Here is a 22,984-nt window from a genome sequence, read left to right on the forward strand (position 1 = left end):
CCCTACCGAAGCCCCGATGTTCCGCTTAGCTGAACGAGTTCACTGATTTGCGTATACGCAGCAGCCAATTGCCCCATTATACTGGGGCTCTGGGGGTATCACAATCCGACGGCCGGAACCCACTTCTAACAGTTTTGCTACTGCCTGGTTGTGGGCTACTCCACCGGTAAAAACTATGACCTCTCCCCGGAAGGAACGCAAGAGAGGTAAAATGCGTCTCACGATGGTAGTGTTCACTCCGGCAGCCAATTCCGGCAAAGGAAATCCTTCCACAATCTTACCGATTAACTCACTTTCACCAAATACAGCGCAGGTGGAATTAAGTTCCACCGGAGCCTCGGTGTATTCCCCCAGTTCATCCAGGGAAAGATCGAGTATCGTTGCCATATTCTCGAGATAACGTCCGGAAGAGGCAGCACACTTATCGTTGGTCAAAAAGTCGATCATCCTGCCTTTTTGAACCTGAATAATTTTACTATCCTGCCCACCCAGATCTACCAGGGTGAAATCCTGCAGACCGGTTTGGAATATTGCTCCCCATACATGAGCCTTTAGTTCAGGAATTGCTTCTCCACCGGCAAGTTCCAGAGTATTTCGACCATATCCTGTAGAGACTAAGCGATCTACTTCCGGCAGCCCCAAGGCTGTAAAGTCCACAGCTAGCTTATCTCCTTGTTTTCGTCCATATTCTCGATAGAAGCGGATGGTATCCAGACTTTCCAGCCGAATAATTCTCAGCTCTTCCCCTTCAGCCTTTTGCTCCATCAAAGCTATTTTAACGCTCCGACTTCCCAAATCAATTCCACAAATTGTTTGTCGTCTCGACATGTTGTCCATCCTCTCATGACAAGCCTAACCTTAGTCTTCGATCATACTTAGAAATGATTCTATCCGCATTTTGTTCCGGGCATCCAACCCCGTTGGATTTTCACCTTCTAAGGTTAAAATTGGATAGTCCAGCTTTTTCCGAATAATTTGATCCTCTATTTGTCGATAACAAAAGCTTTGGGTGTAGTGAATTATGCCATCAAGTTGACGACGCTCTGCTTCCCTGGCAATATCTTCTAAGCGCAGGAACACTTTATAAGGATAGGTATATAAACGATACTGTTCAACAATGTCCGAGGTATTAAAAGGCATGGCGAATTGCCTTTGAACTTCATTAAAGACTACTCTGGCTCCGTGGTCTTCTAAATAATCGTATAGTTCCGGGAAAATTGGCGGAACCCCGATATAACCCAAGCGGATTTCCCGTTTTTTCCCCTTCACGGCACCCGGAGAGGATGCTGAGAGGGGCTCCCTCATGCGGGCAGTCTGAATAAACTCCTCCATCTCAGAGGCAAAACCTTCTGGGTTACCATTAAAATCTGAACAGGACACCAGATAAAGGTGATTCTCAAACCCGCTGACTCTGTTTTCTTCCCAAGTTAAGCGATCGATCTCCCCAGCCAGGGAGCGAACCCGGTCAAGCCGTTTCTTTTGCTCGTTGACATCCTGCCAGGTGGTTCCCAGTACACTTATCAGTTTGTCCATTTGGAGCCGCAACATGTCCGGATCACGATCATAAGGAAAGGCAAAAGGAATAATCTCAATCCCCTCAACTTCCCAGGTCTCCATCAGAGCATGAGTGTTGCTGCAATCCCCTTGGGTTACAGCAACTATCTGCCTGATATCCGGATTTTGCAAGGCTGTAGAATACAGGCCCTTAATCCAGCCACAAACATTGCGAGGATACCCCGCCAGCTCAGCTTCTTCTAAGCGTTTCATCGCATCCGAGCCGGTAATAAAGATATTGTTCAAATCAACGGGCGTATGCCCTGCAGCATAGATAACTTCAACCGGTACTGTTGTTGTTAACCCGATTTTACTCATTGGTGTCTACATACTCCTTTGGTTCTTTGGTTCTTTGGTTCTTTGGTTCTTTGGTTCTTTGACCCTTTAATAATAGCTTCATTATAATAGTATGTTTCCATTTAGGAAGGCAATTGAGCAACCCGCTTTAACACGGCCAATGTTCTATTCATCTCATTGTGGACAATCATATATCCTTCATCTACTCCCATACCCGGTTTGGCCAGCATCTGATCCGGACGAGTAGCCAGGGCTACATGGACTGCTGTCCGTCCTCCTGAATCTGTCTCATTGCAGGATCCACCCACATAAGCACCCACTCCGAATTTTTTCGAGTAAATAACCGCTTCAATGGTATTTTGAATCCCACCCAGATCCGGAGTTTTGATTTGAACCATGTCAGCAGCCTGAGCATCTACAAATTTTACTATATCTTCGTAAGTATTGCACCACTCATCCGCTACAATTTCAACCTTTACTCCCCGAGCCTTTAAGGCCAACCTTAATTCCTTAAGCTGGGCAATTTGCCCTTCAAGACTTCCGGCATCCATGGGCCCTTCAATTCTCAAGTGCAAGGGAGCCGCAGCCTCTTCCAAGGCTACAAAATACTCCACCATCCGCTCCACATCATCCTCAAAAGCTAACCCAATCGTCCCGTAGACATCAATATGCAGTATGGGCCGATAGTCATCCCCACCCAGGGTCAAAATTCGGTTTTTAAGCCAAGTTACATAATCTAAGAGGAGCTCACCATTTTTGCCCAGCTTAGTCTCGACATTATTGATCAAAGCATGAGGTAAAACCCCGGCACGCTTGATTATCGCTTTATCCGCATTTTCATAGCGGTCATCCCCTGTTTGGGTAAAAATCGGGACCGGTTCCAGAACCATAGGCAGCTCGTATTCATTTAAAATCACTTCGGTCATGGTCTTTCGCTGGGCTTTGGCCACTCCATCCAGAATAGCTTGACTCACACCGTAACGGATAGCGGTATGGTAACCTTCTCCATCCTCACGTTTAGAGTTTTCAACCAAGCCCACTAATTTTCGAAAGGAATCTAACTCTTGCCCAATGAGCTTAGGGGCAATTTCCTCAAGGATAATCGGTATAAAATCATTGGCCAGAAAGAGAGGATCTCTGCCTCCGGCACCTGAATATTGTACAGCAGCACAATCTCCTGAAGCAATCTGCCCATCTTCTAAAATAAGCATCACAGAAATCGACTCACCCCGTTGGCGAACCGCCTGGAAACCAGGGGTCTTAGGCTCTCCTACATATGTAAAGCCATCATGCTTGACCCCGGATTTAATGGCAAGCTGATCATCAAAATAAAAGCCAGTAAGTCCCGGCGAAGCAATAACGTCAATAATTTTCATTTAATAGGCCTCCTTAGAATTTAAAGCAGATAGGGGGGACGTTTCTTGTGTCTGGCTCGGGGGAAGCGTGTTAGGGGGACGGTCCTTTTAACACGTTTTTTACTATCCGGGGATGACACGGTGACAGTGGGGTGACAGTGGAAGGGTTCTTCTGCCTGGCTCTGGGGCGGAGCGCTTGTCTGCACGCGTCTGCGAGTTCCGCCGCTGGCTCGCTGGACGGTTCGCGAGCGCGTCCGAACCTCTGGGCTTTTCTGAATGTTAACCTGCGGCGCGCTACGGGACGCGAACCGTCGGCCCTCGCTTTGACGCGGCTCCACTGACGCAGCCGCTTTGCAGACAAGCGCTCCTTCAGCCAGTTTGTTGGGAGTGTAAGCAGAACTTTGGGGAGCTTAGGGGTAGACAGGTTCTTCTGTCCGGCTCTGAGGCGAACCGTCGGCCCTCTCCTTAGCACAGCTCCGCTGACGCATCCACTTAGCTGAAAAGCGCTCCTCCGGCTAGCTTGCTTGGATAGTTAGCTGAATTTGTGGGACTCGGGTTAGGCTTAGCGGCTGCTACAACCTGACAGGCCACTCTGAAAAGTCCCCAAAATACACTTAAGAACAATAGACCCGAATGACAAGGGCGGCTTCGATCCACAGGAGTGAACCCATTGCATGGAGAGGCGGTAAAGCCCACAAAGTTGACCTGGGGAAGCGTGCCACGGGTTCACATCAGGTATTGCCCAGAGGTTTGGCACGAAAGTGTCCGGTGGACATTTTCGCTGAAGCGGCTATCTCCAAAGAATACTTATCCGCTGAAGATCGCTCCCAGGTCAACGCGTGGGCGAGCCTCGAAATGCTGGGTACGAAGACACTGTCTTCGCACGAATTAACATGGTCTTGCAGCGGATGTGGTCGAAGCCGCCCTGCCCCAAGCGACCCTATATTCATCCCTAGATGGTGCTAAGCGACCTAAGCGACGCGAGCGACCCGAAACTACCCTCTGGGCCGCCCCACAAGCATCCCCTTCCCAATGGCATAAATATCATCAATCACCATCTGAAAAGACGGATCCCGATCCTCATCTCTGCCCCGCTGGGCTATGCGCTCACGATGAAATTCCCTAATGGATTCATCAAAGGGAACATTGCCAAAGTCTAATAAGCGCACTGCACCTGAAGTGTCCCGGGCCGGCAAGATCTTACCGGCATTATAGCGGCTAGGTGCGAAGGGTACATCAATGACTCCTGCTTGGAAGGCCCGAACTGTTCCCACAGCAGCATCTCCTTCTCCCAAATCCAGGACTCGATCAAGAATCGCTCTGGTCTCGGCTAAGATCATTTCTTCTTCCAGAGCTAACTCCGGAGTCATAGGCAGAGTCTGGTCTTTCAGCATGGTTAGGATTTGCTTCGTGGTACGAATACCTGCTGCATTGGCTTCTTTAGTGGGAATTCCCAGTGCTTCGTGAGGAGTCTTGACAATAACTTTTGTAGCCTTACCTAAAGCCGCAGTCACTGCACCCCAGGAAATAACCCCAAAGGCTTTCGCTTCATCCTGGGGAAAACCACCCATCCATTGGTGGAAGACGGTAGTTATCATAACTTTCGGCAATCCGAGTTTTGCTAAATACTCTTCCGCAAGAACCGGTAATGTATGCAGGGCAGCCACGTCTTGAATGAGGTTACCGCATTGTCCGTAACCTAATGTCAGACTGCGCACACCCTGAGAGACTGCCAGAATCCCTTCAATCACAGCAACAGCATGGGAAATAGAGGGGGGAACCAGGGTCCCTGTTAAAGGACCAAAGGGCTCACGGTTGATTTTTACCCCTTGTTCTTCGTACAGGCCAATGAGGCGATCAACATACTGCCAATATTTGATGGTACTTTCAATGGAAACATCTTTGGAATAGGGAATATTATAGGAAATTCCGCCGCCTTCGTAGTCAGTAAATCCTCCGGCAATGGTAATCTCAGCGAGCAAACGGGCATCGGGAGTCCCATGCCGAACCTGAACAGGAACTTGGACACTCTCCACGATCTGCCGACAGGCAGCTACCCCGTGATTGACTGCCGGAAAGCCGTTAAGCATGGAGCGGCCAATCATGGCACTTTCTTCAATTCCCGCTTGGGCTTCAGTATAACGATTTTGTCGTGTATAAGAATCTATGGTGGAGGGCAGAAAATCCGCTCCACCTTCATCCTGTAGGAAGCGCAGCAATTCAATATGCTCACTAAGCAGGGCTACACCGGCTCGGGGCTGGGCAAAGGTGAGGCCTTTAGCTTTACCTTCAGCCAGTTTCTCGGCAAATATTTTACTTTTAGGGAGAGATTTTTGATAAGCAACCGCTTCCTCAAAGGATACGTCCTTACCTGTTGGCCATTGTCCTAATACTTCTTGCCTCTGGCGCTGAAACTCTTCAGTGTCCATTTGTCGGACTGTTAGATCCATTAATAAACCCTCCTAAAGCTTTACAATATATTTCTTCATCATTCTGAGAGCAATCTGAGGTGAAACTTCTCTGAGCAAGCCCATGGCCGCTAAAATATACTCTTTGTCTAAAAAGAAAGCAGGATTTTGCGGTTTCAAAATCGTCGGTTCCTGAGGATTAAAGACTGTCCCTTTTAAAATTTCCGCCGGGTCTGGATGATGTAGAAGAACCCCTCCCGTCCCGATAACCACTGTTAAGGGAGTTAAATCCTTACCATTTTGGATATAGCTTGCACCAAAGGGGGTATAAACCACCTCAATTGTCCCTGCATGACGATCCACCGCTAGACCCACAGCCATTCGGCCCATGGCCACATCAAACTTTGCTTCTTCTCCCGTTTGAGGAATTCGCCAAGGATTCTCTTTTAACAACTCCAATTGGCCCGAAACTTGTTCCTCCGTCCAGCCCAAGTAGTCCATTAATCGTCTCCCGGCAATTTCCACCAGAGCCTCTGAACTGTAGCGCATCCCCAGATCCCCTTCGACGGTTCGTTTCACGTAAGGTTCCGGCAAGCCCTTCAGCATGACACTCGGTTTACTCGGATCTCCTTTGGCCACGGAATGGACATCCGTGGTAGCACCTCCGACATCGACGATCATCAGTTCTCCCCAACCCGGTTCAGAACCTTCTCCCTGAGCCAGCAGCTCTGCAGCTGAAAGAACCGCTGATGGTGTAGGCATCATAATTCTCTCTAAGTATTCTTCGGCCTTATCTAACCCTTTGGCCTTAATAATGTGAGATAAATACACCTCCCGAATAGCTAACCGCGCTGATTCTACGGATAAAACCCCTAAATCCGGCATCACATTATCTGCTACAACCACAGGATTATGTTGTTTCCTCAGCATCTCCTCAGCTTGAGCAGCGACGACTTTATTACCTGCAATCACAACAGGGAGACTAATCGGAAGATTACTGAGCAGCTCTGCATTTTTAAGAATTACTTCCTTATTACCGCCGTCCGTTCCACCCGCCAACAGCAGGATATCGGGTTTTGAAACAACAATTCGATCCAAATCCTTTGGGGATAATTCATAGCTGAAAACTTCAAGCACCCGAGCTCCGGCACCTAAGGCTGCACGTCTTGCTGCCTCTGCGGTGAGTTCCTTAACTAATCCGCTGGCAATCATTTTCAATCCGCCGGCTGCACTGCTGCAGGCCAGCTTACGGACAAACTTCCATCCTCCGATTGGCTCGGGAATTTGAGCTAGAGCTGCTTTCATCCCTTCCATGATATTTGTTTCTATGGTTGTGCCAGCCCGAGCTGTCCCCAGGATGATCTCCGCATCCAGGTCTACAACCGTTACCTTGGTATACGTACTGCCAAAATCAATGAGAAGGACTGCTTGCAAGGTCCATCCCCCCTTAATTTATCGTCATACCTAAATCCTTACGGAGATCTTCAATAGGAAGGTCCGGCAGAGTTCCCGGTGGATAAACTCTGTTAAAGCCCATGGCTAAAAACCGTTCTTTAACTGATTCAAACTCCTGTTTCCCACAAACTAAATTCCCGCCTACATACATAATGATGTCACCGATTCCTTTTTCCTGACATTTCTCACGCAAGCCTCGACAATCCATTTCTCCGTGCCCGTATAGGGAGGAGACTAATATAGCGTCTGCATTGGTTTCTATAGCCGAGTGAATAAACTCCTCTTGAGTTGCCAGCACCCCGATATTAATCACTTTGAAACCGGCTTGAGTAAAAGCAAAATCTAAAATTCTGTTACCCACTGCATGCACATCTGATCCAATAACCCCTAATACCACGGTCTTTTGTTCCATGATTCAATTCCCCCCGGTCGCTTTCTAAAACCTCTGAACTATTCGCCCAATACTACTTGCTCAACCTGATCAATCGGTTCCTGGAGGAGGGTATTACCTACTTGTCTAAACAGTTCGGGATCGCCACTTACGTAATAGCGCACTCGCCAAGGTTTTTTCCCTAAGGCAGGCGGTGATTCAAGGAGCCCTGACCGCTCCCAGTCATCCAAATGCTTGAGTAAATTCTCCAGTTCCTTGACAACAGCCTTGGCCGGATCAACAATCAGTACATCTTCACCTAAGATCTTGTTCAAGACAGGTTCGAGAAAGGGATAATGTGTGCACCCTAGGATAAGGGTATCTACCCCTGCTGCCTTCAGCGGCGTAAGATAAGTTTTGGCTATCCCCAGGGCTTGTTCCGATTCAGCCAATCCTGCCTCAATTAAAGGTACAAAGAGAGGACAACCTTGGGCTTTAACTAAGGCAATAGGCTGCTCTCCATGCTGCCAGGATTCACGAAGTGTAGGGTCTTTCGGCAGGGAACCCTTGGCCAGAGCCCGACTTACCGCGCTGGAATAAGCCTTACTGCGCACCGTGGTTTCCGTGGCAATCAGCCCAATCCTTCCGGCTATGGTTTTTTCCACTGCATAGCGGGCACCGGGTTCAACCATGCCAATCATCGGTACGTCAAAACGTTCTCTCAGAAAAGGCAGGGCTGTGGCGGAGCTGCTGTTACAAGCCACGACAATTACCTCCGCACCTTGACCGATCAAGAAGGTGACAATTTCCTCTCCGAAACGAATTAACTCCTCCCGAGAACGGTTTCCATAAGGAACCCGAGCCGTATCTCCAAAATAGACAATTCTAACATCCAATACTTGCTCTAATATTTCTTTCATCACGGTAAGTCCCCCCACTCCGGAGTCGAAGACACCGATGATTCGTTGCTTCTTCAAAATTTCTCCCCCTTTAGTTCCAATAAAGCCCCTCTAAGTAAGTTAAGACTGCCTGCATCCGGCTCAAAATGAAACTCAATACATTCCATATTCTCAGGAAGTACTTTTTCAACTCGAAAACGAAGTCGCGGTGCTAAAATCACCGCCCCACATTGGGGTAAGACCTCGCGTAAATTAGTCTCGTTCGGTTGAATCAGGGTTCTAAAAGCAGGATATAAGCCCGCTTGTCTAAGGGCCAGCTTTATTTTCTCCGCATATTGGTTGCTTTCACAAACCAGGGCGAACTCTCGGCCAATACTCAGCTTAGCAATACGAACAATTGTATCAAGCCTTGGCTGCAGGGAAATCCCTAAAATAGGGATATGCTGTTTCCCTAAAAGGATCTTAACTTCTGCCAGACGGGATACCCCGGTAATAGCCATATCCATTCCGGATATACATTCCTGAGCACGAGGGGATTCCTGAAGTTCGGAAAGCAGTAATGGGAAGAGATTAACACCGGGACCGAGATTCCAATTGACATCAGCCAATTGCTCAGGATTGCTGACTAAATAGGCCACCTTCATCCGAGATAGCTGATCTTTTTTCTCCATACCTCGCACATGCACGAAGGAAACAAAATCATCGATACTAAAACCCAGACCCACTGCTTCCTCCATGGCTAAATCTACGATACGCAAGACCTTCTCTTTACGACTTTCCTGCTGCATGATCAGGGCAGTATCCTCGACGAAGGTTCCCTTTCCACGGGCTGAGGACAAAACCCCTTCACCTTCAAGTTCCTTATAAGCCTGACTGACCGTATTTCGGCTGACAGCTATGCTCTTAGCTAATTCCCGCTCCGGTGGCAATTTTGTCCCCGCAGGCCAAATGCCTTGAGTGATTCGCCGACGAATCTGCTCTTTAAGCTGGATATAATAGGGCACACCACTTTTTCTATCTAGCTCCATATAATCACCTTCTAACCTTGTTACCTTCTGAATCTTTTTGTCCCCATCTATCCTATGTAGGCGTAATCCTTTTTGGCCCAGTTGACTAGTCCAATTACGATTACTTCTCCACTTCCTTATCTATTCCCTGCTTTATATAAGTATTATCAATAATTATTTTTCTTGATGGCTGGACTATCAAAAAGAAGAACCCGCCTAGCTGAAGGCAGGTTCTTCGCGAGTAGCCTATCTATCTCAGATAACTCTTCATCTGTCGTCCGACGGTATAGGCATGAACCAGGGCATAGGCGGCTTCCGCTCTGGTTGCCCCTTGGTTTGGGGAAAAAGTATTTTGGTCAATCTTTATAATCCCCAACCCCCAAGCAAGAGCAATATACCCCATTGAGTCAGGATTAATCACACTGGCATCGGCAAAAGGCACTGCATAAACTCCTTTGACTTGGGCTGAGGTTTCCATATGCAGGAGGCGAATCATTATTTTGCATAAATCCGCTCGACTTAATTCCTGTTCCAGTTTCCCATCCTCAGGAAGCCAGCCCCGCTCTTTGGCGACTTTTAGAACGTCTTCATCACTTATGACCCTATCCCAGTTGCCTGCTTCGGCAGTTAACATGGCCCGGATGAGAGCACCTGTGGTTATTTTTTCACCGGGACAAAACTTATCTCCGTATTCTCCAAAGGCCCCTGTCAGACCTAAGATGCTGATTTCTTTTTCTGCATAATTGCCTTCAATATCCGTGTAAGTATTGGCCTTGAACCACTGTGCTTGGGGGTTTCCCAGCCAATCCATGAAATTTCCGGTTTTAGCATCCAGTAAAACAGGCAGGTCTAACTCATAATTTGAATTTGCTTGATAGACTAAGCGCACTTGCAGTTGACCACTGGGGTCAAAAATCAAAGTGTACTTCAGGGTCAAAGGACGGATTTGTAAGAACTGCTCAGCTGCCCGTTCAAGGGATAAAACATCCGTAGCTATTGGAAACTCCTGATTTGACCAGTTCATTTCATAATTTGTTACTTGCTTGGCTACTGTATCAACTGCCAAGAGTATTCCATTTTGGGAAACCGGAATCCCATCAACTAACCTGACATAACTGAACAGCTGAGTATTAGGCGGCATTTTTCCTTCATAGGAATTTTCCGCTTCCGGCTTAACCAGCTCAAAGTGCTCGGGCTGAATACGCTTTAGAAAGTCTTCGGCAATTCTTTGGGCATCTCGGCGATTAACGGGTTTAGATTTGTTCTTAGTACTCAATCCGTAGGATAGATTAAAACTGACTAGGTCACCAGTCTGAGCATTAACCCGGGCATTAAGAAAGCGTTGATCTCCCGATTCATAAGAGTCGGTATTCCAATTTAAATCCCAGACCTGCTCATTTGGATTCTGCCAGTCCGGATTCAAGTTAGAATTGCGAAGAATGAAGTCCTTGGGAATAGTCACAGCTTTTTTAACAATCTCAACCGCTTCTTTTTGAGTGATTTGATAATCGGAAGGGTTTGAAGAATCTTGATCCGCTGGGGATTCGCTGATTGGGATATTTCCTTCAAGGGCTGATATCTTTAACCTTGATTCTGGAACAGGTGCTGCTGATAATGAGCCGCCGGACTTAGCGGGGATTGAGAGTGAGTTTGAAGCAAGTATAGGTTTATCCAGAGTAAGCGGTTTCCCTGTCAGAGCATCAACGGCTCCCCCGTAATAGTTATTTGTCAACTGATAGACAAGAAGAACCTGTTGTTCTTCTTCGGCTTGGGGGTTAAGGATTGGCGGCAAAAAATACTGTAATTCAAGCATTGGCGTAGATGTAAAAACTTGACGGGCTGTTTCCTGGGTAATAATCTTGGAAGCTGAGGGAAAAACCAGATTTTTTGTCCAATTATAATTGTAGCTTATAATTCGACCATCCTCTCCACTGACTCTCATGGCGACTCCGTTTTCAGGGAAGGGAATTCCATTCACCACCCGCAGCCACCGATAATTATAGGTAAAGGGTTGAGAGTCGTTAAAGACGTAGACCTGTTGCTTTTCTTTAATCAGCTGCATGTCCGGCAAATGCCGACCGGCTAATTTGGTCATTAGATCTGAAGCAATTTTTGAGGCATCTTCCGAAGATAAGACAGGAAGTTTGAATGATGAGGTTTGACTTTCATTCCATTGATCAATGCTTAAAATCTCTCCGCTGGTTGCATCGACCTCTGCCTGAAAGCTTCCGTAGGGTGCCTGGTCTGAATTCCAGTTTAACAAATAGGTAGTGCGATCGGAATATTCTTTATATTCTGTTGAAAGCTGGGAATAGCTTTCAGGTACCTCAAAATTATCTTTGACTAATTGGATGGCTTGCTCAATGGTAATGCCTTGCTTGACATTTCCCAGAGTATTTACCGGACAGACCACTAATTGAAGTAGGAGTATGCAGATAACTATAAGGTTTAAAGGCAGGGTTTTCCTAACCAAATTTTATCAACCCTTTCATCTTAATTGCTATATATAAGGTCTCTCTGCCGTTACCTCCTTTTCAATACTTCTTTGAATTACTTCAGTTGTCTTAGTCCACAAAATTATATATTCAACAACTTCCATTAATATCCTTCTCACAGTTCAGGTAGGCCTCTCAAATTTGTACATTAGAGAGCTGTCAACAAAACAAAAACGGTTTCCCTCACTTTGTCAGTGACAGGAAACCGCTGTTTAAGAACTGTACCACTTTGGTTCTTGGGACTGTCATATTGTATTTAAAGAATCTTGATTGATTTAGCGACTGAGCATTTGTCCAAGTTGTTGCTCTAAATTAAAAGATACTCCACTGTTGTTGCCGACAATCGCTGATTTGGAAATATAGCCTTTATTATAGAGCAAAAAATAGTTCAAGCTTGGGGGAAGAGAGTTTGGTTGAGTCATGGCTACAAATCCTCCATTTTTTGCGGCCAAAGCAGCTGTTAATAAAGCATCTGCATAGGGTTTTCCTGAACTGACATCATCTTGACGAACCAGCCCTGAAGTAAAGTAGAGGGGGGATTGAGGATTATCTTTGTTAAGGAGATTTTGGAAGATCAGACTTTGAGTATCATAGCGATCATAACCTCCCCAGCGTTGAACCAAGAAGCCGGAGCTTAATTGACTTTCCACCGAATTACTGATAACCGCTGTTCCTCCCAGAAGTACAACATTTTTGGCATTTAGATTAACCAAAGCCTGCAGCGTAGAAGCCGGCAGGGTATCTCGATCGGTTAGTAAGATTGGGTTTCCTTGAGCCCCTGCAAAAGCACTGATAGCAATGGCATCAGGTATAGCGGAGCCATTAGCCAGATAAACGGTTTGAGTGGAATCAATTCCCACCTGGGAAGAAATCAAGGCCGCTGTATCATATCCTTGCAGCCCGGCAATCCGAGTCACTGTAAAGTCTTTACTCAATGTATCTTCAATGGTTTGGGAAACAGCGACGGTTCCGCCAACAATGTATATGTTCCTGGCTCCTAACTCATGTAACGCAGTTAATGTCCTAGAATCTAAGGTCGCAGAACCGGTCATAAGAATTGGGGCATCCAGTTTTTTAGACAGTGGAGCTGCGGCAAGGGAATCAGAAAACTGATCATCTCTTGCTAAAATCACATTTGGCGCACTGGTCCAGCCTTGCTTAGCAATCTCAACGGAAAGTGCCACATTATCCGAAGCCTGGGAACCGATGCGACTGCCCGTTTCATATGCAGACTCAACAGGTATGGATTTTATGACCTTGCCGCCAAAGATAATATCCACATTGCCTGCTTTTTCCGGAGTAATGTTAAGGATAAAGGTACCGTCACTTAGGGTTGTGTAGCTTTGGGTCGCCGGACTGGCATCAACCGTTGTTCCATCCACTGTCACAGATCTTTGATCTAAAATATTCCCTTCGGAATCTGTTAGCTTTACACTCACCGAATTCTCATTATTAACCTTGAGCGCACCGTTTACAGTGGCTACAGCGTCTAAAACCTTGATTACTCCCGTTGCCGAACCCTTGTTAGGAGAAACAGCACTGACCTTAAGGGTATATTCTCCGGGGGTGTATAACGTGAGATTGGAAATATTGTAATAACCGCCGCCTCCGGATACGGAATAGTAAGTTACATTTCCCTGGGAATCTGTTAGAGTAGCATTGACTGATCCTGTAAAGAGTTTACTGGTAGGAATACGGTTCAATTTAAACTCTACGTCCGTAGCTTCCCCAATAACCACGACAGATTCTTCTTCAGAGACAAAGGTTAACCCTCTTAGGGTGGTGTAACTCTGACCATTGCTATCAGTACCACTTTCATCAGCAGCCAGCAACATCCCCGGCAGCATACCGATCAGCAAAAAAGCCATTACCAGGATACTCAAAACTGTCTGAGTCCGTTTCTTTCTTATCACTCAATTTCTTCCTTTCTCTCTCCTAATTAACCATCTAACTCGGTGTTAACGGACAATGTCCCCTTACTTGCAAGACCCCCTTATTCAAATCTCAAAGCGTCGATGGGATCCATGGCGGCGGCTTTACGGGCCGGGAAAACGCCGAAGATAATTCCTATAGCGGCGGAAAAACCAAAAGCCATCACCACGGAAGTCGGGGAAATACTGGTATTCATGGCTAAGGCCTTCCCTGCCAAGTTTGATCCCCCGTACCCAAGGGCGATGCCTATCCCCCCACCTAGGATGCTCAATACGACGGCCTCAATAAGAAATTGGAGAAGAATATCCATACTTTTAGCTCCAATCGCTTTGCGAATTCCAATCTCCCGAGTTCGCTCCGTGACGGAGACAAGCATGATATTCATAATTCCGATTCCCCCAACCAACAGGGAAATCCCCGCAATGCCGCCCAGGAGCATGGTTAAGGTCTGAGTGACACTTTGCATTGTTTCTAACATATCGGCCTGATTTTGAACTCTGAAGTCATCTTCTTTGCCTTCAGGAAGATTATGAGCTTTGCGTAAAGCTGCAGTAATCTCATTCTGAGCTGTCTGCATAAGATCCTCGGAGGTAGCAGAAACGAGAATATTTCGCACCGTCTTTTTTCCGATCAAGCGTGCCTGAACCGTGGAAATAGGGGCAGTAATCATGTCATCACTGCTCGTCATTCCCGTTGATCCGGTCGCCGTAGTCACTCCGATGACTTGAAAGGGAACATTATTTATTTTTATGTTCTTGCCAATTATATTTGCATTGGCATCTCCCATGAGATTTTCCACAACGGTTGGGCCAAGTACAGCTACTCTTGCGCTCTTATTCACATCTTCTTCAGTAATGTACCGTCCCCTGGCGATTGAAACATTTTTGATGGCTTCATATTCTTCTGTGGTGCCGGTAATACTCGTAGAGGTGTTTCCACTCCCTAAGACTACTTGAGCACTGGTAGTGGTAACCGGCGCGATAGCTTTCACAGCCGTTCCTACTTGTATCTTGGATACATCCGTCATGTCCAAGCTGGAGGAGCTGCCTACCCCGCCTCTGACCCCTCCGGTATTGGATTGTCCGGCGCTGATCGTCAGCAAGTTCGAGCCCATGCCTTGAATCTGAGAAGTGATGGAAGCCGTAGCACCGTTTCCGATTCCAACCATGGCAATAACCGCAGCTACTCCAATGATAATCCCCAGCATAGTCAGCATCGACCTCAGTTTGTTCGCCCGCAAAGCCCTGAGAGAGACACGGATACTTTCTAAAAAGTTCACTCTGCTCCTCCCTCCTCTGCGATTTGCGCCTGGGCCTGGCGTGGATTTTTTACGATCTCGTCCCCTTCAATATGACCGTCCCGAAAACGGACAATCCGCTGGGTAAACTCCGCAATATCCGGTTCATGAGTTACAATAATTATTGTATTTCCCTCCACATGCAAACGCTGGAAGATGGCCATAACCTCCTCGCTGGATCGGCTGTCCAGGTTCCCCGTAGGCTCATCAGCCAGGATGATGGAGGGCTTTGTGACCAGGGCCCGGGCAATAGCTACCCGCTGCTGCTGTCCTCCGGATAATTCCTTAGGACGATGGTGAATTCGTTTGCCGAGACCGACGGATTCTAAGGCACTAATAGCCCGAGCACGTCTTTCTTTCGTACTAACTCCCGCGTACAGCAAAGGAAGTTCTACGTTCTCTACTGCCATGGTTCGGGGAAGGAGATTAAAGCCTTGAAATACAAAGCCGATCTTGCGATTGCGAATTACTGACAAATCATCGCCGCTGGCCTTGGCGACATCCGTTCCGTCCAAGTGATATTCTCCTTCTGTCGGAGTATCTAAACAGCCCAGAATATTCATCATAGTCGACTTGCCGGAACCGGAAGGCCCCATGATGGAAACGAACTCTCCTTCTCCCACGTGCAAATCCACTCCGCCTAAGGCTGCAACTTTAATATCTCCATTAGCATATATCTTTTTGATTCCTTTAAGCGTTATCAAATAACATCCCTCCTCCATTCATCAAGATAGATATATCTCTTAAAAAGATCGAAGCAATCTCCTGTTAATTTCTGGGGGGTCCTCCGGCAGCTGCTCCCCCTCCTCCTCCGCCTAATCTAAATCCTCCCGTAGAAGCTTTGGTTGCTGTAGCAGTTGTACCAACTAATGTAATAACTTCTTGCCCTTCCTCTATCCCACTTTTGACTTCGACATTTTCGCCATCGTCCAAACCAAATTCCACCGGAACAAATTTAACATTGGCTCCAGTCTGTTCAGCTTTGGCTGTAGCTTTAGGTTGATCCTCGGACTGAGGAGCTGAAGCTGACATAGGCACCATGACCCCTTTTTCATCACCTCTGGTTTTTATCGCCTCGCTGGGTACGGTTAGAACATCCTTGGCTTCTTCCACAATAATGTCAATATTAGCATTCATTCCCGAACGAAGCTTATCGCTGGCTTGTTCTACTGCCACCGTAACTTCAAAGGTTGTAACGTTTGAAGTGGTTGTTCCTTGGGGAGCCACTAAGCTCACGACTCCGGTGCTGTGGTCATCTGCATAGGCATCAAGGGTAATGTCCACCTTCTGTCCTACTTTAACCTGAACAATATCGGCCTGGTCAATGGAGGCATTTACTTCAAGACTGCTTCCTGTGGTTCCTGAGGGAGTTATAGTAATCTTGGAATCATCGCTTGTATATTGATAAAGCTGCAAGTTGGAATCAATTACAATTGCATCCGTCGGCGCAATGATGGTTGCTCCAGCCAACTTTGCCACGGCACTGTCAAGTTGTGCCTGAGCTTGGGTTATGTTGGCTTGCGCCGACGCTATATCAGTAGATGTCGGGCCAGCCTCTTGCTGATTCACTTTATATTCAGCAGCTGTAACATCTGCTTGAGCAGCTTCTAAGGTCTTAGCTGCACCACCATTTTGGGCATTTTTGGCCGTTGTTAAGGCCGATAAGACATCGTTTAAAGAGTTTTGAGCAGATTGGATAGATGAGGTGTCTCCGCTCTGCTGGGCCTTAGCCAAAACATCACTGGCCTGTTTAACTTTTTCATTAGCTAAGGTGACTTGGTTGGCCAAATAAGCTGGATCGGCATCCTGCTGGGCAGTGGTCAAACTCTTCTGAGCTTTGGCAAGTTCTGACCGAGCCTGCGCTTTGGTTTGTTGATTATATCCATCATATAGGGATTGAAGCCTGGCCTCAGCTACCGCTAAGTTAGCTTGCTGCTGAACAACATCAGCTCTCAGGTTTGTTTCATCAATTTTGGCCAGAACTTGACCCTTTTGTACTGTATCTCCGACTTTGAAATTTAACTCGACCACCTGTCCCCTGGTCACATCTCCATTGTTGGAGAACTGCAAGGGTATGGACTGGGGATAATTAACCATCCCAGTTGCAGTGATAACCTTGCTGACATTTCCAATCTGAGCTTTAGCTGTGATATTTGCAACTGCTGCAGGTTTGGCCGTAAACTTTTTATAGCCCCAATATCCCCCTCCCAAGACCAAAACGCTCAATACCCCTATGGTCACCCATTTTTTGTTCATGCTCTCTCTCCTCTTTTATGTATTCTTAAGAAATTCCATTAATATAGAAGGAAGATTAAAAAATGCTCTAAATTCTGGTTAAAATTCCTAAATCAGAATATCACAGTATTATGTTCAAACAACGATAAACTTCTTAAGATCTTGTCAGGATTAGCTGAGGATTGCCTGAAGAACTACTAGATTTCACTGAATGGGATTCACTTCTGCCTCCTAGGCAATAAGATTTTAAAACAGCTTCCTTCTCCCAGGGTGCTCTTTACTTCGATTGACCCCCCATGGGCTTGGATAAACTCTTTGGCAATAGCCAGTCCTAACCCGGTTCCGCCGCTCTCTCGCTCTCGGGCTTTATCGACTCGATAAAAGCGATTAAAAATATGCTCCAGTTCCTCTTGGGGAATACCTTCCCCAGAGTCTTCTACCGTTACTTGAACCCAACTACTTAATTTTAAGTTATCCTTACTCTTAAATACTTTTGGATTTCCTTCTGCAGCTTGTTTAGGCATTCTTGAATCATTTAGCTTCTCAAGTTTTATAAGTTTCTCATGTTTCTCTTGTTTCTCTTGTTTCTCTTGTTTCTCTTGTTTCTCTATCTTATCCACTTTACGTTGGAAGACATCTCGTAAACGATGAGTGTTCCTTTCAGCCAATTTTCCTTCTTCAGCAAATCGTTCTATCTCCGCTAAGGTTAGGTGTAGAGCTCCACCCGGGGGGGTATGTAAAAGGGCATTGCCAATTAGATTAACGAAGACTTGAGTCAGGCGGTCGGGATCCCCTGTAATATCCGGTACCTCTCCCTTGATCTCGACAACTAATCCTCGCTCTTCGAATTCAATGGCAAATTGCTCTGTAATCCGTTCTACTAACTTCCTTAGATTTACCGGTTTTAAAGACATGTGTAATTTTCCGGCTTCCGCAAGATTTAACTGTTGGAGATCCCGTACTAAGCGAATAAGTCTTAAAGTTTCATCTTGTATGGGTAGAATGGTTTCCGGAGTTGAGGGTAAAACCCCTTCTTGAATTGATTCAAGTTTTCCGAGGATGACTGAAAGTGGTGTGCGCAATTCATGAGCTATATCTGCCACCATGTTGCGACGTACTTCCTCATTGCGAGCTAATTGTTCCGTCATTCGATTAAAGTCTTGAGCTAAGTTTGCAATATCTCCGTTGCCCTTGACATCAACTCTGGAGGACAAATCCCCATTCCCTACATTGCGAACAGCTTCCATCAAATGATTAAGAGGTTTCGTGAAATGCCGGGTTAATAACATTCCCAAGATTAAGGCTACAAAGGATGTAAGCCCTAAACCAATAAGCATAGCTTGAATAATCGAGGTTCCAATGGTTTTGGCCAGTCGATTATTAGTACCGGCAACTAGCGGGGTTTCCTGCCAATAAAACCCTACTGTCTGTTCCTTAACCTTGATCTCTTCCCATTGCTTGGGGATTTTATTACTGTTTGGTAATTGCGAAATAGTTTTACCCAGGTCTTTATTCTCTAAGTCCCCTACAACCTTACTCTCCAGATCAAATACCCAAAAGGGTGGGCCTTCACGTCGTGTTCTTATTCTCAAGTCCTGTCCGGGAATAGTTTGTTCCGGGGAAACTCCAACGACAAAAAGCCTCGGCCTCCCTTCAAGATCAACCCCTTCAAAATTCGGCCCAAATCGGTGTTCTGCCTCGCTAACTTTGGTGATATACCCCTGAACTCCATCCCAGCTGTCATGAGCCTCATAATATCCACTTAAAAGCCGCTTCCAACTTTCACCATAGGCTTGTTGGACATAGGTTTCCGCATGCCCAAGTAAAGATTGGGTTGTGATTAAGGCTATAGCTGTAAAAAAAATAGCCATAAAAAAAACCATGCCTATTAAGCTGATAATAAACTTCCTGCGTAAAGTCACAAGCCTTCACCAAACCGATACCCTACGCCAAATACGGTTTCTATGTACTTTGGCTCGCTGGGGTTGTCCTCAATTTTCTTACGCAGGTTGGAGACGTGGGTATCAATAGAGCGTTCATAGTAAAGATATTCTTCCCCCATGGCCTGCCGTAAAAGCTGCAGACGACTATAAACAGTTCCAGGGCGTGTAGCAAGTAAATGCAGTATGTTAAATTCTGTAGGCGTTAGAAGGACTTCCTGTCCGCATTTTAAGACCTTATGACTGGAGATGTCTAAGCTTATCTCTCCTCGAATTATTACTGACGAGGTGTATTCCTGGGAAACCCCTGAGGAGCGGCGAAGTACAGTTTTGATTCGAGCGACTAATTCCCGTAGGCTAAATGGTTTAACAATATAGTCGTCAGCACCAAACTCTAAACCAAGAACCCGATCAATTTCCTCGGATTTTGCCGTCAGCATGATAATCGGTATTGTACTGGTTTCACGCAAACGTTTGCACATGTCCAGCCCACTTATTCCCGGAAGCATCCAATCCAGCAAGACAAGATCCGGCTTTTCTCGTTCGATAAGTTCCATCCCTTCTACTCCATTGACTGCAGTTAGGGCGTTATATCCTTCCCGCGAGAGGTAATCCCTCACGAGAGTTAGAATTTCCGGTTCATCATCGACTAAAACAATCTTCATTTTCATGCCACCACTTTTCCCCTTTTCTCGTTGATATAAGTATAACGTTAATCTTTGTGATGTATCTAGGAAAGTTTTGAAGATTTTATGAAGAATATGGGGGTTGGAGAAAGTAAGGGGCGAATTGCCCGTTCACACACGTTACGTTTCCGCACCGCCCTATGCCGTCCTTGGCGGGCGGTGCACTCGACACGTCCTGTGTCAGCGCTCTCTCGTTGGATGCTGAAGGAATTGCGCCAACCTCTGGGCCGCTCTACGATGTGAACCTGGGCGCAATTGACCCTTCAGCATCGGCACTCGCTTTAGCGTGAACTTCACTAAAGTGTTCTCTTGGCAATTCGCCCCTTCTATTATCAATAATAATGCCCTCGCTTAAGACTTCTTAAACGAGGGCGATTGTCGAGAGTTAAACTTCTACTAATTCCATTTTCTCAGCAAGGAGTTCTGAACTGCGAGATAATTCTTCGTATTCGGCATCGGTATAATCTTTGATGATTTCGCTTATGAATTTTTGTCTTTCTGCGATTACTGCATCTAGGGCTTCATTTCCTCTTGATAACAAGTGAAGCGCGACTACTCTCCGATCCTTTTCAGCTCGTACACGTTCGACAAGCCCTGCAAATTCCATTCGATCTGCTAAATCCGTTGCTGTACTGCATGCTACATATAAGTTTTTGCATAGATCACCCATAGTTAAAGGCCCATATTCTCGAATGCATAAAAGTGCATTGAACTGAAGCTCAGAAATATCCATATCTACTAGAACCGATCGGCCACGCTTAAACAAAATTGCATTAGCTCGTCTTAAGGTTTCCTCCAGCTGCTTTATTATGTCTTCGTTTGCCAGTCATCCCACCTCCAATTTCCTAATATTATAACAATTCTATATTATCACAGTTTAGGATAATATTCAGTATAAAATAAACAAGTTAGCTAAAATACTAGTGAGATCTTAAATAAGGATTTTAGTTATCAAATACTCGTTCAGCTAAAGCTGAACATCCTCGTCTTTATACTGCTCATTATAATATTTACTGTATAATAGAACAATTTTACGCTTCAAATATAGTTTCATTTTGTTATAATAAATCATCTATTATTTGGCCAAGAGGTGATTTGAATTGCTCATTACTGAGACTGAATTTACAACAAATATTGAAAAATATTTATCACTCGTTAATCACGAAGAAATTATTATCACCAAGAATGGTAGGGGCATTGCAAAACTTACTTCTCTAAAAGAAGACGACAAAGTAGAAACTATCAAGTCTTTTTTGGGTTCTCTCTCTAATGATATCTCTTTAGAACAGTCTAAAGATGAAAGATTAAAGAAATATGAACTTATTGATTGATATACAATACCATTATTACCTGGAATACTCTTTAATAAAAACAACCACGATTTGAAACATCGTGGTTGTTTTTATGCTACATTTTAAATTACTCTTACTTTTGATTTCTATCAGGTTGAACTTGGAGGATAATTAAAGAGATTAATTGAACTGGGAGAATCTTTGAGAGCTCCTTCATTCTTGCTTTCAATATTACTACTATTCTTATTACTACTATTAGTACTGCTGCTGCTGTTACTGTTATTAGTACTATTAGTACTGTCGTTACCGCCGTTATTATAATTCGGGACTACTATCCCTAAACCTGAATTTCCGGTTCCGGTATTAGGTGTCACCGTTTTTCCCGAAGCCTCTGTCTTAACCAGATTGGCTTTGTAGACTAAATTTGATGCGTCAATGGTTCCATATTTACTGATGGGTTGACCATCGACACGGATTTGAACTTGCTTTATTGTGGAAAACTGGGTCAAGGTATTAACTAAGCCATACAGCGCAATCTCAGGGGCTACTTTAGAGTTAGGCTGTAAGAACTCTTTACTTAAATCTACAATAACCACATTGTCTCTGATGGCAATATCTCGTAATGTCGTAGTTGAAGAAACTGAGGCCAGCAAATCATTTCCCGAGGGACCTTTTAACCATTGAACAACTGTCTCTCTGGCAAGGCTTACTGTTTTTGGCAAGGTTCGCTCTTCCTTGAGTAGATACTTTCCACTGGCATCAGGATAATAAAGGGCTACCACCTTTCCTTCTCCTGTTGTTGTTGATGCGGGAATTGTCGTTTCTTTATCCCCGGTTGATCCTATCCAGTCAGCCAATGGCGTTGAGGCTCCATCCTTTTTCACAAGTGTTTCTAGCGTTCCACAGCCGGTCATCAGGATCAAGCTGAGTAAAACTACTCCCAGAAGACTATAATTCCGAACCCGTACTTTCATAATTTCTGCCCCTTCCTCAGACAAGTCTACTAATCCTCTTTTTTAACCTTATGCTTTGTCCAAAAAAATAGTACAGGTTCCGGCAAAAAAGATCTGAGATGATCTACAATAAGAGCCAATTTCTCTTACAACTAAATCTCACACTAGATAAAGAATTCTTTTATCTTCTCCCAGAAGAATAAGCGCACCTTGGGAGTGCTTTTCAAAGCATACTCTGTCTGACTTTTTCCATCCACTTGAACTGCGGTGGAATTCTCAATATCTACAAAACAAAGGGCCGGAAATAGCACACACCACCAGTTTGATCCTTGTCCCTCGCCAATCACCACCCGAAGTGCTTCATATTGCCCGGCAGGCAGCACCAGGGTTCCATAGGATTTAGTTGGAAAGGGAAAATGACCGTAATCTGTGTGAACCGTGTAGTTTTTATTCCATGAATGAATTACCGAAAGTGCAATCCCTTCCATATCAGGCCTAATCCTTTTGACGATTTCCCGGGATTCTTCTAAAGACTGGGCAGCAGCCAACTGAGGTGACACTTCCTTCAAGATTGCATCTCTAACCGCTCTCTTTAAAGCTTGATCTTCGTCACTATCTGAATTAGCCAGCACGTGAAAACGAATTAATTGATCCGGTGTCTGAGCCAGTGTCTCTTCTTTGGCGATTCCCACCGGAATAGGTTCCCGAAGTACTCCAAAAGCCATAATTCCTATCATACTAAGTATCATTGTTAAGGCAATAAACCGAACCTTCATTTCCGAACCCCTCTCCGACATTCTTTCTCTATA

At 45.5% G+C, this 22,984-nt stretch carries 20 protein-coding genes; 1 reads left to right on the top strand and 19 read right to left on the bottom strand.

Translation table 11 applies throughout. The features are described 5' to 3' along the window. Window positions 1-39: 39 nt before the first annotated feature. The 17 genes from BLS16_RS17920 to BLS16_RS17995 all read right to left on the bottom strand — a co-directional run bounded on the left by BLS16_RS17920 (window position 40) and on the right by BLS16_RS17995 (window position 20,696). The gene (locus tag BLS16_RS17920) at window positions 40-828 is read right to left on the bottom strand and encodes an acyl-CoA dehydratase activase (protein WP_092335031.1); all 789 of its coding nucleotides are present in this window, start codon (window positions 826-828) and stop codon (window positions 40-42) included. A gap of 30 nt (window positions 829-858) precedes the next feature. Beyond that, window positions 859-1,872, bottom strand: a complete 1,014-nt coding sequence (locus tag BLS16_RS17925; RefSeq protein WP_092335032.1) for a 2-hydroxyacyl-CoA dehydratase family protein — start codon at window positions 1,870-1,872, stop codon at window positions 859-861. 101 nt (window positions 1,873-1,973) lie between these two features. Then, window positions 1,974-3,227, bottom strand: a complete 1,254-nt coding sequence (locus BLS16_RS17930) for a methylaspartate ammonia-lyase (RefSeq protein WP_092335033.1) — start codon at window positions 3,225-3,227, stop codon at window positions 1,974-1,976. Between the two features lie 710 nt (window positions 3,228-3,937). Next, window positions 3,938-4,156, bottom strand: a complete 219-nt coding sequence (locus BLS16_RS24065) for a hypothetical protein (RefSeq protein ID WP_207649773.1) — start codon at window positions 4,154-4,156, stop codon at window positions 3,938-3,940. A 45-nt stretch (window positions 4,157-4,201) separates the two neighbouring features. Then, window positions 4,202-5,656 carry a methylaspartate mutase subunit E gene (locus tag BLS16_RS17935; RefSeq protein ID WP_092335034.1) on the bottom strand — a complete coding sequence of 485 codons (1,455 nt, stop codon included), beginning with the start codon at window positions 5,654-5,656 and terminating at the stop codon, window positions 4,202-4,204. 12 nt (window positions 5,657-5,668) lie between these two features. Then, on the bottom strand, window positions 5,669-7,048 hold the full coding sequence (glmL, locus tag BLS16_RS17940) for a methylaspartate mutase accessory protein GlmL (protein WP_092335035.1): 1,380 nt from the start codon (window positions 7,046-7,048) through the stop codon (window positions 5,669-5,671). A 13-nt stretch (window positions 7,049-7,061) separates the two neighbouring features. After that, the gene (glmS, locus tag BLS16_RS17945) at window positions 7,062-7,481 is read right to left on the bottom strand and encodes a methylaspartate mutase subunit S (RefSeq protein WP_014904991.1); all 420 of its coding nucleotides are present in this window, start codon (window positions 7,479-7,481) and stop codon (window positions 7,062-7,064) included. 38 nt (window positions 7,482-7,519) lie between these two features. Beyond that, window positions 7,520-8,416, bottom strand: a complete 897-nt coding sequence (locus BLS16_RS17950; RefSeq protein WP_092335036.1) for a glutamate racemase — start codon at window positions 8,414-8,416, stop codon at window positions 7,520-7,522. Further along, window positions 8,413-9,366 carry a GntR family transcriptional regulator gene (locus BLS16_RS17955; RefSeq protein ID WP_092335037.1) on the bottom strand — a complete coding sequence of 318 codons (954 nt, stop codon included), beginning with the start codon at window positions 9,364-9,366 and terminating at the stop codon, window positions 8,413-8,415. The genes BLS16_RS17950 and BLS16_RS17955 overlap by 4 nt, the downstream gene beginning before the upstream one ends. Window positions 9,367-9,595: 229 nt before the next feature. Next, entirely contained in the window at window positions 9,596-11,818 is a 2,223-nt protein-coding gene (locus BLS16_RS17960) for a YcdB/YcdC domain-containing protein (protein ID WP_092335038.1), read from the bottom strand. 297 nt (window positions 11,819-12,115) lie between these two features. Next, window positions 12,116-13,753, bottom strand: a complete 1,638-nt coding sequence (locus BLS16_RS17965) for a cell wall-binding repeat-containing protein (protein ID WP_092335039.1) — start codon at window positions 13,751-13,753, stop codon at window positions 12,116-12,118. Between the two features lie 80 nt (window positions 13,754-13,833). After that, complete coding sequence (locus BLS16_RS17970) at window positions 13,834-15,051, bottom strand: ABC transporter permease (protein ID WP_092335040.1); 1,218 nt, start codon at window positions 15,049-15,051, stop codon at window positions 13,834-13,836. Beyond that, the gene (locus BLS16_RS17975; protein WP_092335041.1) at window positions 15,048-15,773 is read right to left on the bottom strand and encodes an ABC transporter ATP-binding protein; all 726 of its coding nucleotides are present in this window, start codon (window positions 15,771-15,773) and stop codon (window positions 15,048-15,050) included. The genes BLS16_RS17970 and BLS16_RS17975 overlap by 4 nt, the downstream gene beginning before the upstream one ends. 64 nt (window positions 15,774-15,837) lie before the next feature. After that, window positions 15,838-17,325, bottom strand: coding sequence for an HlyD family secretion protein (locus BLS16_RS17980; protein ID WP_092335042.1), 1,488 nt, complete (start codon window positions 17,323-17,325; stop codon window positions 15,838-15,840). A 197-nt stretch (window positions 17,326-17,522) separates the two neighbouring features. Beyond that, window positions 17,523-19,175: a sensor histidine kinase gene (locus BLS16_RS17985; protein ID WP_242876352.1), complete on the bottom strand. Its 1,653-nt coding sequence runs from the start codon at window positions 19,173-19,175 to the stop codon at window positions 17,523-17,525. Window positions 19,176-19,222: 47 nt separating this feature from the next. Beyond that, window positions 19,223-19,909 carry a response regulator transcription factor gene (locus BLS16_RS17990; RefSeq protein ID WP_092335077.1) on the bottom strand — a complete coding sequence of 229 codons (687 nt, stop codon included), beginning with the start codon at window positions 19,907-19,909 and terminating at the stop codon, window positions 19,223-19,225. A gap of 406 nt (window positions 19,910-20,315) precedes the next feature. Next, on the bottom strand, window positions 20,316-20,696 hold the full coding sequence (locus BLS16_RS17995) for a MarR family winged helix-turn-helix transcriptional regulator (protein WP_242876353.1): 381 nt from the start codon (window positions 20,694-20,696) through the stop codon (window positions 20,316-20,318). A 334-nt stretch (window positions 20,697-21,030) separates the two neighbouring features. On the opposite strand from BLS16_RS17995, the gene BLS16_RS18000 reads away from it, so the two are divergent. Next, on the top strand, window positions 21,031-21,261 hold the full coding sequence (locus BLS16_RS18000) for a type II toxin-antitoxin system Phd/YefM family antitoxin (RefSeq protein ID WP_092335045.1): 231 nt from the start codon (window positions 21,031-21,033) through the stop codon (window positions 21,259-21,261). Window positions 21,262-21,371: 110 nt separating this feature from the next. Here BLS16_RS18000 and BLS16_RS18005 read toward each other — a convergent pair whose 3' ends face one another. Both BLS16_RS18005 and spoIIR read right to left on the bottom strand, forming a co-directional pair. Next, window positions 21,372-22,196, bottom strand: coding sequence for a GerMN domain-containing protein (locus BLS16_RS18005; RefSeq protein WP_092335078.1), 825 nt, complete (start codon window positions 22,194-22,196; stop codon window positions 21,372-21,374). 143 nt (window positions 22,197-22,339) lie between these two features. Next, window positions 22,340-22,951 carry a stage II sporulation protein R gene (spoIIR, locus tag BLS16_RS18010; RefSeq protein ID WP_092335046.1) on the bottom strand — a complete coding sequence of 204 codons (612 nt, stop codon included), beginning with the start codon at window positions 22,949-22,951 and terminating at the stop codon, window positions 22,340-22,342. Window positions 22,952-22,984 lie beyond the last annotated feature (33 nt).

The organism is Desulfosporosinus hippei DSM 8344 (assembly GCF_900100785.1).
In the GTDB taxonomy this organism is placed as follows: Bacteria; Bacillota; Desulfitobacteriia; order Desulfitobacteriales; family Desulfitobacteriaceae; genus Desulfosporosinus; species Desulfosporosinus hippei.